The sequence below is a fragment of the Microbacterium sp. Clip185 genome (assembly GCF_028743715.1).
Taxonomy (GTDB): Bacteria; Actinomycetota; Actinomycetes; order Actinomycetales; family Microbacteriaceae; genus Microbacterium.
Map to the genome: position 1 here is coordinate 2,910,698 of NZ_CP117996.1, position 13,039 is coordinate 2,923,736.

Genomic DNA, 13,039 nt, shown 5'->3' on the forward strand with positions numbered 1-13,039 from the left:
GGGGCGGCGATCGCCGTCCCGGGGCACTGCCCGCTCATCCGTCAGAGCTGCGAACGACGCCCGCGTGAGCGCAGTCGCAGCATCGCCACGACGCCGAGTCCGAGCATTGCTGCACCGAACAGCGACGCCGACATCAGCGGAGCGGTCTCCTGTCCGGTCGCCGCCAGCGACCCGGCCGCCGCACGGACGGTCACGGGGACCGACGCGAGGATGCGGTCGCCATCGCGCAGTTGGATGTGGTGCTCTCCGGGTGCGATGTCCGCGGGAATCGTCACCGTCGCCCGAAGCGCGCCATCGGTCACATCGGCCGTGGCCAGCGCACGATACGTGCTCGCGATGCCGATCTCCACCTTCGCGACCTCGAGGCCCTGCGCCGTCACCGTCAACGACTCCCCCGCACGCACCTCCGTGCGAGACAGGACCGCGGTGACCTCGGACTCACCCGGGTTACCGGGGTTACCGGGGTTGCCCGGGTTGCCGGGCTCGGTTGCCTCTTCGGCCGTGAAGGTCCAGTTGTCGACCTCCATCAGCTTCGAGTCCGTGCCGGCCTCGGGCTCAGCGAACACGAAGAAGACGTCGTGTTCGCCCGTCGCGCCACTCACATCGGCGCTCACGGTCGTCCACTCGCCCACGGTCCCCTCGACGGCGATCTCTCCGACGACCGGGCCATCGACCTGGTCGAGGCGCACCTGGATCGAGGCGCCCTCCACGAGCGGCTTCACGCGCGCCGACACCGAGGCCGCTCCGTCGCCGAAGTCCACGCCGGAGATGCCGGCGAAGTCGCCGTCATCGATGGAACTCAGCACCATGTTGCCGCCGCCGTTGTGCTCGGGGAACTCGACGGACGCCGCATCCGTGGCGACCGTCTTCAGTCCGAGCTGCCATGCCAGCGTCTCCGCCTCGAAGGTGCGGTACGGGTCGAACGCCTCGACCTGCTCGACGCCCGCACGGGTTCCCTGAACGGGCTTGATGGTGCCGTCCTCGTTGAACTCGAGCTTGTCGATGTGCACCGAGCGGTAGCCCTGGGTCGATCCCGGGGTTCCGAGCGCCGCCGCCCACGCCGCGCCACGCGTCTGGGCGTGGTACGTGAAGTACGTCTCACCCTTGAACGTGAACATGTCGGAGTGGTTGTTGCCGCCGTTGCCCGCACCGAAGAAGTTCGACTGGTTCTGGAAGGCGACACCCGCATACTTCGACGCCGGCAGGTTCATCGGGTCGTCGGTCATCATGTAGGCAATCGCACCGGTGGGCGGGTACACGCCCTCCTGCGGTCGCACCTGGAAGTTCGACGAGTAGGAGTAGTAGTACGTGTCGCCGCGCTTGAACATGCTCGAGGCCTCGAACATGCCGGGGCCATCGATCTCCACGGGGTCGCCGTCGAGCGTCACCATGTCGTCCTTGAGCTTCACGACACGCGTCGACTTGGGGTTCTGCGGCCCCTGGACGTTGCTGCCGGAGCCGATCTGCGAGTTGCCGCCGAAGTACAGGTACGCCTGTCCGTCGTCGTCGATGAAGACCTCGGGGTCGAACAGCCACATCCCCGCCGGGAATCCGCCGCCGGCGATGTAGTCGGGCGACACGGTGTCCGGGATGATCTTCTTGCCGACCGGGTCCGTCCACGGCCCGAGGGGCGATCCGCCCACGACGACCGCCGTTCCCGTGCCGCTGTCGCAGAAGTAGAGGTAGACCTTGCCGTCCTTCTCGATCGCGGCCGGAGCCCACGAGTTGCGCGCCCAGGGAGCGGCGCCGCCCTCGCGCGCGATCGGCACCGCGCCGTGGTCGACCCAGTTGACCATGTCGGACGTCGACATGACGTTCAGCCGCGTGATGGCGCCGTAGCCGTTGGACTGCGTGGGCAGCCCGTTGGCGTCCTTCGTGTTCGCCTCGTACTGCTGGGTGTCATCCGTCGAGTAGATGTAGAGACGGCCGTTGTAGATCAGGTGGTGCGGGTCGGCTCCGAACTTGTGGCCGACGAGGGGGTTGTGGTCGCCGATGGGCTTGGTCTGCACCTCCTCGAGGCTGCCGTAGGTCGGAGCCGCCGGAGCGTCTGCGACCTTGATCAACGACATGTCGTCGACCTGGAAGTCCTGCAGCGCGCTCGACCCCCACGGGGTCTCGACGAAGAGCCAGTCCGCGGACGCGTGCCGCGCCTCCGCCGTGAACTCCTTCGAGAAGGTGCCCCACTCGCCGCGCGTGTACGTCTGTCCGTTGTCGACGCATCCGTTGAAGTTGCTCGGGCAGAACGTGAAGTTGAACTGCTGCGTCGGCTCGCCCTCGGTGTACTTGAGCTTGCCGCCGAGGCGGTAGGTGGCGCCGACCTCGAGCTTGCCCGTCACCGAAGCGAAGGGTCCCGACTGGGTGTTGGTGCGACCGGTGACCTTGAGGGAGTGCGCCCCGCTCGCTGCGTCATCGCTGAGCGCGAGCGTGCCGGAGCGCGTCGCCGTCCATCCCGTGAACCCGTCCACGAACCGGCCGTCGGGAAGAAGGTTGCCGGCGACGGCCGGCGGCTCGGTCGGCGCTGCGTGCGCAGCAGGGACCGCGATGACCGACGACAGAGCGAGAGCTCCGATGCCGAGCAGGGCGCCGAAGGCGCGTGAGTAACGAGCTTTCCTCAGCCCAGGGGTGCGTAGGGGTGGTCTCACGTCTTGTCTCCTTTGAGTTCGAGTGCCACCAGCGCCCTCATCTGCGAAAGCGCCGCTCCCGTCGATCAGTCGCCGGCCTCACCGGCCACGAACCCGGTTCCGACGCAGCGAGCCACCTCGCTCACTGCACCCTGTCCGCGCACGGGAGGCCGCGGGACGCCGTCCCCTTCGCACGCAGGCTGGTCGCCGCTGCGAGGGGCCGACTCACCCTGCGTCGTCGGCGTCTAGTCGTCGGCGAAAACGCGAGGATGGGGAACCGTTCGCGATGTTACCGGTACCATTAGCGCTAACACAATGGTGTTGCATAACGAACTCCCAGTTTCGAACGATTTTCGACGTCTTCGCCTTCGATCCCGAAGGAGGCGCACACCCGCGCACGGGGAGCGTCCCGCCTCGGATGACCGGGACGGGACGCTCGCGTATCCGGATGTCGGATGCTCAGCTGTTCGGCTCCGGTCGGTGAGCCAAGGGCGTGCCCTGGGCGGCCTTCGCCTCCACCGCAGAGGCCGGTCCGCGCAACACGCGCGCGATGCCGACGGCGACGACGGCACCGATGACGGGCCCCAAGAGATAGACCCAGTAGCCGCTGAAGTCGCCCGTGGCCAGGGCCGGGCCGAAACTGCGCGCCGGGTTCATGGACGCACCCTCGAACGGGCCTCCCATCGTGCCCCACGCGATGATGTAGCCGCCGACGGCGATCGGGATGAAGGGCCCGTTGAGTTTGGGACCGTTCGCCATGTTGAGCACGAGCAGCACGAGACCGCACGTGAGCACCGCCTCGAACCCGACCGCCGACCATTCCAGTCCCGGTTGCGGCCTTGTGGCGGCCAGGTCGCCGCCCCCGCCTGCGAAGGCGAGCGCCAGCAACGAGCCCGCGGACGCCGCCGCGAACTGCACGAGCCAATAGAACCCGGCCATGATCCAGCCCATGTCGCCGCGGAGGGCGAAGGCGAGCGTGACGGCCGGATCGAAGTGGGCCGACATGTCGCCGAGGAAGAAGACAGCGACCATCAGCCAGAGTCCTGAGACGGCGGAGAGCACCAGCGCGAGCTGCCACACCCCGATCTGACCGCCCCACCGCGTGATGATCGCCGCGCCGCCCGACAGGATGAACGTGAGACCGCCGACCCCGATCGCCTCCGACATGAGCCTGCGCAGGCGATGCCGCGGGTTCGTCCAGTCCGCGTAGGCGCGAGGGCCTCCCACCGAGGCGATGAATTCCTGCTTCGCCTGCGAGATCCCACGCCCGGTCGGAATCGATCCGCTCATGGTCGTCCCTCCCCTCTCGCGCGCAGGTCACGCACCGCCGACTCCGGATCCGATCATGTTGGCCGGGACGACGATCTTGTCGAACTGCTCAGCCGTCACTTTGCCGGAGGCGAGCGCGGCTTCGCGCAAGGTCTGCCCCTTCGCGAGCGCCGCCTCCGCGATGTGCGCGGCGTTCTGGTAGCCGATGACAGGGCTCAGCGCGGTGACCAGCATCAGACTGTCCTCGACGTACGCCGAGATCCTGGTCTCGTTGAGCTGGGTCCCCTTGACCGAGTACGTGAGGAACTTCTCGCAGCCGTCACCGAGGATGCGCGCGGAGTGCAGCACGTTGTTGATGATGATCGGACGCATCGCGTTGAGCTCGAAGTTGCCCTGCGAGCCGGCGAACGCGACGGCGGAATCGTCGCCGATCACCTGGATCGAGATCATGACGATGGCCTCGCACTGGGTGGGATTGACCTTGCCCGGCATGATCGAGGACCCCGGCTCGTTCGAGGGGAGGATGAGCTCGGCGAGGCCCGTCCGAGGACCGGAGGCGAGCCATCGCATGTCGTTGGCCACCTTCATCAGCGTCACCGCGATGCCGCGGAACGCCGCGTGCACCCGCACCATCGCGTCCAGCGAGCCCTGCACCTCGAACTTGTTCGGCGCCGTGACGAATGGCTTGCCCGTGAGTTCGGCGATCTTTGCCGCCACATTCTTCGAGAAGCCCGCCGGCGCGTTCAACCCGGTTCCCACGGCGGTGCCGCCCAGCGCGAGCTCGTACAGGCCGTCGCGCGCGTGCTCGACGTCGCGAATCCCCTTCTCCAGCTGCGCGGCGTAGCCCGACCACTCCTGTCCGACGGTGAGCGGCACCGCGTCCTCGAGATGCGTGCGACCGATCTTGACGACACCCATCCATTGCCGGGACTTCTCCGCGATCTCGCGGTGCAGCTCTCTCAGCCGGGGCAGCAGTCGTTGATCGATCTCGGTGACGGCGGCGATGTTCATCGCTGTCGGAAACGAATCGTTGCTGGACTGCCCCATGTTCACGTCGTCATTGGGCCCGACCGGATGCTGGGACCCGAGCGTGCCGCCCAGAAGCTGGATCGCACGGTTCGAAATGACCTCGTTGACGTTCATATTGCTCTGCGTCCCCGAACCCGTCTGCCAGACGTACAGCGGGAACTCGGTGTCGAGCTCGCCGGCGATCGTCTCGTCCGCCGCCTGGGTGATGACGCGGGCCTTCCACGACGGCAGCCGTCCCGCGGCCTCATTCACCAGCGCGGCGGCCTTCTTCACGTACCCGTAGGCGCGGTAGACCTCGACCGGCATGTGGTCGTTGCCGATCGAGAAGTGCAGCAGTGAACGCTGGGTCTGCGCACCCCAGTAGCGGTCGGCCGGGACGGCGACTTGTCCCATGCTGTCGAACTCCAGACGCTCGCCCGACGCGTCCAGTCCGATCGGGACGTCGACGTAGGCAGGGATGTCGGTGGTGCCGGCGGCAGTGCTCATGATCGAATCTCCGCTTCTGCTTCAGACGAGCCGGTCGACTCGTGCCAGCGACGTTAGGAAGCGCAGCGCCCACAGTGCTGCGACATCCGGAGGAAGCCCGCCAGACCCTCGACGGAATCTGACTCGCCATACTCTCGGTCACCCCACGACGATCGGCGGCGGCGCTATCGTCGCCTCGTGATCTCTGCCCCGCTGGCGTTGCGAGACGTGACGATCCGCTATCCGCGCGCCGGACAGCCCGATCTCGTCATCATCGAGAATCTCTCCATCGACGTCCCCGCCGGACGCATGCACTGCCTCGCCGGCCGCAGCGGTTCCGGCAAGACGAGCGTTCTCAAGGCCGCAGCGGGTCTCGTCCGGCCGACCTCCGGCAGCGTGGCGTGGTCGGGAATCGACGTGTCGGCGCAGAGCGACGACGCGACGACGGCACTGCGGCGCACCCACGTCGGCTACCTCGACCAGGGCGGCGTGCTGATCGACGGTCTGACCTCCCTCGAGAACGTGCTTCTGCCGGCCGTCCCCGGTCGGCGCAGCCGCGACCTCGGCCGCAAGGCGCGGGATCTCCTGGGCCGCCTCGGCGTCGGTGGGCGGGCTCGGTCTCATCCCGCGGAGCTCTCCGGCGGCGAACGCCAACGGGTCGCACTCGCCCGTGCGCTCCTGCTCGAGCCGCGTCTGCTCGTCGTGGACGAACCGACGGCGAGCCTCGATCGGCAGAACGCCGACGGTGTGATCGCACTGCTGCGCTCCATCGCGGATGCGGGCACGGCCGTCCTCGTCTCGGCGCACGACCCGCAGCTCATCGAGACCGCCGACACCCGGACCGCGATGACATGAGCCCGCGTGTCCCCCGCCGCGATCGAGCGCGCGTTCCGCGCGCTCTCACCCGCTTCCTCCGCCGACGCCTGCGTCTGACCTCCCTCGCGCTCATTGGGATCGTGCTGGTGGCAGCATCCGGGTTGCAGAGCGCGTCTGCGGAAGCCCTGCGCGAGACGCTCGATGCCAACTGGCGCGGCGACTACGACATCCTCGTGACGGCGGGCGGTTCGTCGCCGCTCAGCGGCGCGAGCGGTGGCCTGCTCGGCCCCGGCGCTCTGACCGATGCCAGCCTCGGTCACATCGCGAGTGCGGATGTGGCACGGGTCCAGGGCGTGGCGGGAGTCGAGGTCGCCGCCCCGATCGGCGCGTTCACGACACCCACGACCGATGTCGCGAAGGCGACGCTGATCGTGCCACTGGACGGCTCGGCGGCCGGACCCCGCGCCTACCGGGTGTCCACCTCGTTGCTCATCGACGACGGCGTCACGCCGGCGCGCACGATCGATGCGAGCGTCGACATCGTCGTCGATCAGACGGCATGGGAGGGTTATCGCCAACTGCAGGACGGCGAGATGCGACCGGTGCGCGCGGTCACGTCGTCCGGTGAGATCGCCTACGGCGCAGAGACCGACGTCGACCGCAACGTGGCGTGGACGTTCGGCGGATGGGAGTCGCCCGAGCAGCCGCCGCCCGGAGAGGGGGTCGTGGCGCTCACGCTGCCGGTCGAGGCCGTCCGGACAGCCCACGTGGTGCTGATCGACCCTGTCGCCGAGAAGAGGCTGCTCGGCGACGCCGGAGCGGTGATGGACCCCCTCATCGAGACGAGCGCGCTCATCGGCCGCCTGGGCGACAACTTCTTCGACCCCGCCGACCCTCCGTCGCTGGGCGATGATCTGAACACGCTGTTCGCGAAGGGCGTCGCCACGCGACCCACGCCGATCCTCACCCGTGCCGTCGACACACCGGCCGCGCATCTGGAGGTGGCGCTGACTCCATTGGAGGCGCCCGCCGGCGAGCTCGCTGCCGCCCTGACGCGTACGTCCGAAGGCGACGGCGGCGTCTTCCCGGATCTCGGCGCCGCCGGCACGGGCGCGACGACCACCCTCTACTCCGGCGAGCCGGGCGACGCCTTATCTCCCCTGACCTTCGACAGCATCGACATTCCGTGGCCCGGCTGGACTCCGCCGCCGGCGGCTGCCTACGCGCGGTATCCGATGTTCCGGCTCGCAGGCTCGCCCGTCCTGTCGGCCATGGATCCGCAGGCGACGACGATCGCGCACGCGGTCCCCGCCGACGATCCGGCGGGCCAGAGCGACGCATCCGCGCCCGAGCTCCGGCTCCGGGCGACCGGTGAGTCCGACGGCGAGCTGCTCTTCTCGTCCATGACGCCCTTCCCGGGGACGGATGCGGGCACGGCCGGTCCGTACGAGACGAACACGTGGCCGGTCGGCACCTTCACCCCCGCGCAGCTGCAGGACGAGGGCGCGGCGCTGGGGCAAGTGGGGCTCGGATACGACGAGTCCGCACCGATCATCGTCGACGGCGCGGACGCCTCCGCAGGCACCGCGCTGCCCGCATCCTTCTCCGGGCTGGGGCTGAACACCTCCGGAGCCTTCGCGATCGCGGATCTGCAGAACGCGCAGTATCTGCACATGACTGATCCGGTCTCCTCGATCCGGGTCCGCGTCGCGGGCATCGAGGGGTACACCGCCGATGCGCAGGCCAAGATCCTCGACGTGGCGTCCCGCATCCGGGATCTCGGCCTGACCGTCACCATCGTCGCGGGATCGTCGTTCGAGACGGTGCCGGTGGCGCTCGAACCACCGACCGGCACCGCCGGTGATGACGCACATCTCGTCGTCACGCAGGAGTACTCGCGACTCGGGGCGGCGGCGATGGCCTCCGAGGGGGTCTCGGGAACCAGCCTGGCCCTCCTGGTGATGTCGATGCTCGCAGCGACGGCACTGCTGCTGTTCACGCAGCTGAGCTCGATCGCCTCGCGGCGGGCGGATGCGGCGGTGCTGCGCCAAGTGGGGTGGACGCGCCGGCGCATCCGCAGCTGGTTCCTCTCCGAAGAGGCCGTCGCGACACTCCTGCTCGGGGGTATCGGCGCACTCACCCTGCTAACCTCGGCCGTGATCGAGACGACCTCGTATCTGGTCGGGATCGCGGTCGCGGCGAGTGTCGTGGGATCCGCCGTGCTGGTGGCGCGCAGCGCCCGCGTGCGCACCGTCGTCGCCCGCCGACCGCGCAACGGATCGCGCGCGGTCACCACGCCGGCCCTGCTGGGTCTGCGCAACGCCCGCACGAGCGGGGGAACGACACTGGCGCTGGCTGCGGCACTGGCGCTCGTCGCCCTGGCGGCCGCGACCGCGGTCGCGGTGCTCATCACCGGTCGTGCTGCCGCCGGAGACTCGCGCCTGGGATCGTTCGCCGCGGCGCAGGCGCTCGTTCCACAGGGCACCCTGATCGCCGTGACCCTCGGAGCCGCCTACATCCTGCTCGTCGTGATCCGGCGCCTCGGGCTCGAGCGGCGCACGACCGCGGAGCAGGCGCTGCGCGCGATGGGTTGGCAGCGCACGCACCTGCGGCGCGCGGCCGCGGCCGAGATCTTCACCGCGGCGGTGCCGGGCGTGGTGGCGGGGGCGGCGCTGACGACGGCGGGTGCGCTCGCCTTCGCGCCCGCAGCGACCGTCGCGGCCGTCGTCGTCGGGATCGTCGCCGCCACCGCCGCGGGGCTGATCCTCGTCAGCGACGGGGCGCGGTCGTCGGGTCGGCGAGGATCGGCGCGAAGGCGAGTTCGGCGGGCCCGATGAGCATGAGTCGCGAGCGCAGCCGCGAACGCTCGAGGCGGACGACGCGCCCCTCCGCTCCCAACGGATGCAGGCGCACCGCCGCCGACAGCCGCTCTCTGCTGACGGAGAGAAGCGAACCCAGGTAGCCCGAGAGCACCACGAGCTCGGGGCTGAAGGCGTTGACGAAGTTGGTCAGAGCGATCGAGAGCACGTCGACCTGCCGTGCGACCTCTGCCATGACCTTCGGGTCTCGTGCGACACCCAGTTCGACATCCAACTCGTCCTCGTCGAGTCGTCGGCGTCCCAGCAGCGGTTCGATGAGGCTGAGGTCCACCTCCGCCTCCAGGCATCCCCGCCGACCGCAAACACACTTGATGCCGCCGGGGTTGACGACCGTGTGACCGAGCTCGCCCGCATAGCCGGATGTTCCGCGCAGCAGCGTGCCGTCCATGATCACCCCACCACCGATCCCGCGCAGAGAGCCGCCGAGGTAGAGCAGATTGCGCACCCCGCGGGCGACGCCGAACCGCGTCTCCACGAGCGCGCCGATGCTGGCGTCGTTGCCCGCCGTGACGTGCATGCCGAGCCTGTCGGACATCCGCGCGGCGATCGGCTCGTTCCGCCATTGCAGCGTCGGTGCCACCAGCACCGATCCGCGGGCGTCGACCAGGCCCGGCACCGCGAGCCCCACGCCCACCACCCGATAGTGCCGATCGATGTCGGCTCGCATCACGTTGATGAGGTCGACGGCGAGCTGCACGAAGCGGCGCGGGCTGACGGGCCGGGCGGTGTCGTGATGGAGGCGGGCGTGCACCGTGCCGGCGAGTCCGATGAGCGCGACGGTGACACCGTCCGCATCCACGCCGACGCTGATGGCCGAGACGGCGTCGTCCACCTGCAGCTCCGCGATGGGCCGACCCGCCTTGCCGGTCGAGGGGACCGCGGGCAGCTCCCGAACCAGGGCCGCATCCATCAGCTCCGAGACGAGGCCCGTGATCGTGGACCGGTTGAGCCCCGTCTGCGCGCTGAGCTGCGCACGCGAGAGCGTGCCGTTCAGCCGGAGCTCCGAGAGCACAGCGACGAGGTTCTGCCGGCGGACCGCGTCATTCGTGGTTCCACCCCCCGCGGAGCCCGCGGGGGGTGGAAGATCAGGCCCCGTCGCGACGGTCACCGCAGTCACCCGGCAATTCTGGCACGGCGTCCGGCGGCTGCCCGGCGCGGGGCGCGGCGCTCACGCGCCGCCGCTGCGTCGCTTGTTGAAGATGTCGAAGGCAACCGCAAGCAGCAGCACGATGCCCTTGATCGCCATCTGCCACGCCGCATCCACGCTCAGGATCGACAGCCCCATGTTGAGCACGCCCATCACGAGGCCACCGATCACGGCGCCGACGACCGTGCCGATACCGCCCTGGACCGCCGCCCCGCCGATGAAGACGGCGGCGATCGCATCCAGCTCGTAGTTCTGACCTGCCGAGGCGACGGCGCTGCCGGCACGGGCCGTGCTCACCACGGCCGCGAGGCCGGCGAGCACGCCCATGTTGACGAAGATGAAGAAGTTGACCCACCTCGTCTTCACGCCGCTCATGACGGCGGCGAACAGGTTGCCGCCCATCGCGTAGATGTGCCGGCCGAACACCGTTCGGTTGAGCACGAACGTGTAGGCGAGCACGAGCACCGCGAGGATGATGAGCACGATCGGCGTTCCGTTGTAGGTGGCGAGCGTCCACGCCGTCGCCATGATGGCCACGACCGCGACCGCGTTCTTCAGCCAGAACGACCACGCGACCTCGCGCGGCAGCTCCATCCGGCGCAGCGTGGCACGCGTGCGCAGCTGCTGAGCCACGAGTGCGACCGAAGCCAGAAGGCCGAGCACGAGGGTCAGCGCGTCGCGGTCCGCGACGTAGCCGAAGACGGGCGGAAGCCACCCGGCGCCGATCGCCGTGAAACCGTCGGGGAGCCCGCTGATCGTGCCGCCGGTGAGCAGCACGAGCGTGAGACCGCGGAACAGGAGCATGCCGGCCAGGGTCACGATGAACGCCGGTATCCCCACGAACGCCACCCAGAACCCCTGCCATGCACCGACGACCGCGCCGACGACGAGGGAGAGGATGACCGCCGCCCACCACGGCAAGCCCCAGTTGTTCATGGAGATCGCCGCGATCGCGCCCACCATCGCCACGACCGAACCGACCGACAGGTCGATGTGGCCGGCGATGATCACCATCACCATGCCGATAGCGAGGATCAGGACGTACGCGTTCTGCTGGATGAGGTTGTTGACGTTGCCGGGCATCAGGAGGCGACCACCGGTCATCACCTGGAACAGCACGATGATGATGACCAGGGCGGCCAGGATGCCGTACTGCCGGAAGTTGATCCGGGCGAGCAGACCCCGCCTCTTCTTCGGCGGGGTGTCCACCGTCTGCGTCGACGCAGTAGCCATGTCAGTTCCTTCCGGCGGTCATGTGCCGCATGAGCGTTTCCTGGGTCGCGTCGGCACGGTCGACTTCTGCCGTGATGCGCCCTTCGGAGATGGTGTAGATACGGTCGGAGAGCCCGATGACCTCGGGAAGCTCCGAGGAGATGACGATGACCGCCTTCCCCTGCGCCGCGAGTTCGTTGATGATGCCGTAGATCTCGTACTTCGCCCCCACGTCGATGCCGCGGGTGGGTTCGTCGAGGATGAGCACGTCGGGACCCGTGAACATCCACTTCGAGAGCACGACCTTCTGCTGGTTGCCGCCCGACAACCGGCCCGTGATGGCAGCGACGCTGGGCGCCTTGATGTTCATCTTGTAGCGGTACGAGTCGGCGACCTTGTACTCGCGATAGCGGTCCACGACCCCGAGCCGCGCCAGTCGCGCGAGCGCCGATGCGGAGACGTTGACCTGGATGTCGCCGATCAGGTTCAGCCCGTACTTCTTGCGGTCTTCGGTGGCATAGGCGATGCCGTGGCGGATCGCCGCATCCACCGTGCGCACGTCGATCAGCTCGCCGTTCTTGTAGACCTCACCCGAGATGCCGGTGCCGTACATGCGGCCGAAGACGCTCATCGCGAGCTCGGTGCGCCCCGCCCCCATGAGGCCTGCGAAGCCGACGATCTCCCCCGCGCGCACCATGAAGGATGCGTCGTCGATCACGACGCGCTCGGTGTCGACGGGGTGGTGCACGGTCCAGTGCTCGACGCGGAACAGCTCCTCGCCGATGTCGGGTTCGCGCGGCGGGAACAGGCTGTTGAGATCGCGACCGACCATAGCGCGGATGATGCGCCCCTCATCCGTCTCGGGATCGTCGCGACGCATCGTCTCGATCGTGCGTCCGTCGCGGATGATGGTGATGCGGTCGGCGATGCGCAGCACCTCCTTCAGCTTGTGGCTGATGATGATGCACGTGATCCCCTGCGCCCGCAGCTGGTCGATGAGATCCAGCAGGTGAGCGGAGTCGTCGTCGTTGAGCGCCGCGGTGGGCTCGTCCAGGATGAGCAGCTTCACCTCCTTGGCCAGCGCCTTCGCGATCTCCACGAGCTGCTGCTTGCCCACACCGAGCTCGAAGATCTTCGTCGCGGGGTTCTCGTTGAGCCCCACCCGTTCGAGCAGCGCTGCGGCCTCCCGGTTCGTGGCGTTCCAGTCGATGACGCCGCGGCGGGACTTCTCGTTGCCGAGGAAGATGTTCTCGGCGATCGAGAGATACGGACTCAGGGCGAGCTCCTGGTGGATGATCACGATGCCGGCCGCTTCGCTGTCGTTGATCGAGCGGAACGCGACCTGCTGCCCGGAGAGGGTGATCGTTCCCTGGAAGCTGCCCGCCGGGTAGACGCCGCTGAGCACCTTCATGAGCGTGGACTTGCCCGCGCCGTTCTCGCCGCAGATCGCGTGCACCTCGCCGGGATAGACGTCGATCGAGACGTCGGAGAGCGCCGGCACGCCGTTGAAGGACTTGGAGATCCCCGCCATGCGCAGGATCGGTTCGGTCATGGTGTGTCCCTTCGCCGCCCGCGGGCGACGCTCGAGCGGCGGGGCGGGT

8 protein-coding genes are annotated in these 13,039 nt (G+C 68.8%); 2 read left to right on the forward strand and 6 right to left on the reverse strand.

The genetic code is table 11. The features are described 5' to 3' along the window. Positions 1–41: 41 nt before the first annotated feature. The 3 genes from PQV94_RS14220 to fumC all read right to left on the reverse strand — a co-directional run bounded on the left by PQV94_RS14220 (position 42) and on the right by fumC (position 5,405). Positions 42–2,642, reverse strand: coding sequence for a family 43 glycosylhydrolase (locus PQV94_RS14220; RefSeq protein ID WP_274286421.1), 2,601 nt, complete (start codon positions 2,640–2,642; stop codon positions 42–44). 438 nt (positions 2,643–3,080) lie between these two features. Next, the gene (locus tag PQV94_RS14225) at positions 3,081–3,911 is read right to left on the reverse strand and encodes an MIP/aquaporin family protein (protein ID WP_274286422.1); all 831 of its coding nucleotides are present in this window, start codon (positions 3,909–3,911) and stop codon (positions 3,081–3,083) included. Between the two features lie 27 nt (positions 3,912–3,938). Continuing rightward, positions 3,939–5,405 carry a class II fumarate hydratase gene (gene fumC, locus PQV94_RS14230; protein WP_274286423.1) on the reverse strand — a complete coding sequence of 489 codons (1,467 nt, stop codon included), beginning with the start codon at positions 5,403–5,405 and terminating at the stop codon, positions 3,939–3,941. A 177-nt stretch (positions 5,406–5,582) separates the two neighbouring features. On the opposite strand from fumC, the gene PQV94_RS14235 reads away from it, so the two are divergent. After that, positions 5,583–6,239 carry an ABC transporter ATP-binding protein gene (locus PQV94_RS14235; RefSeq protein WP_274286424.1) on the forward strand — a complete coding sequence of 219 codons (657 nt, stop codon included), beginning with the start codon at positions 5,583–5,585 and terminating at the stop codon, positions 6,237–6,239. Then, entirely contained in the window at positions 6,236–9,037 is a 2,802-nt protein-coding gene (locus tag PQV94_RS14240) for a hypothetical protein (protein WP_274286425.1), read from the forward strand. The genes PQV94_RS14235 and PQV94_RS14240 overlap by 4 nt, the downstream gene beginning before the upstream one ends. Here the strand turns inward: PQV94_RS14240 and PQV94_RS14245 are convergent. From PQV94_RS14245 to mmsA, 3 genes are read right to left on the reverse strand one after another with little or no spacing between them, the layout of a single operon-like run. Beyond that, positions 8,970–10,196, reverse strand: a complete 1,227-nt coding sequence (locus PQV94_RS14245) for an ROK family protein (RefSeq protein ID WP_274286426.1) — start codon at positions 10,194–10,196, stop codon at positions 8,970–8,972. The genes PQV94_RS14240 and PQV94_RS14245 overlap by 68 nt on opposite strands. A 51-nt stretch (positions 10,197–10,247) precedes the next feature. Then, positions 10,248–11,459 (reverse strand): multiple monosaccharide ABC transporter permease, encoded by a 1,212-nt coding sequence (gene mmsB / locus PQV94_RS14250; protein WP_137418164.1) that lies wholly within the window; start codon positions 11,457–11,459, stop codon positions 10,248–10,250. Position 11,460: 1 nt separating this feature from the next. After that, on the reverse strand, positions 11,461–12,990 hold the full coding sequence (mmsA, locus tag PQV94_RS14255; protein ID WP_274286427.1) for a multiple monosaccharide ABC transporter ATP-binding protein: 1,530 nt from the start codon (positions 12,988–12,990) through the stop codon (positions 11,461–11,463). Between the last annotated feature and the right edge of the window lie 49 nt (positions 12,991–13,039).

Excerpts from the sequence above, each read along its gene's own strand:
- PQV94_RS14225 (WP_274286422.1), bottom strand. The coding sequence starts at position 3,911 with ATGAGCGGATCGATTCCGACCGGGCGTGGGATCTCGCAGGCGAAGCAG.
- fumC (WP_274286423.1), bottom strand. The coding sequence starts at position 5,405 with ATGAGCACTGCCGCCGGCACCACCGACATCCCTGCCTACGTCGACGTC.
- PQV94_RS14240 (WP_274286425.1), top strand. The coding sequence starts at position 6,236 with ATGAGCCCGCGTGTCCCCCGCCGCGATCGAGCGCGCGTTCCGCGCGCT.
- mmsB (WP_137418164.1), bottom strand. The coding sequence starts at position 11,459 with ATGGCTACTGCGTCGACGCAGACGGTGGACACCCCGCCGAAGAAGAGG.
- mmsA (WP_274286427.1), bottom strand. The coding sequence starts at position 12,990 with ATGACCGAACCGATCCTGCGCATGGCGGGGATCTCCAAGTCCTTCAAC.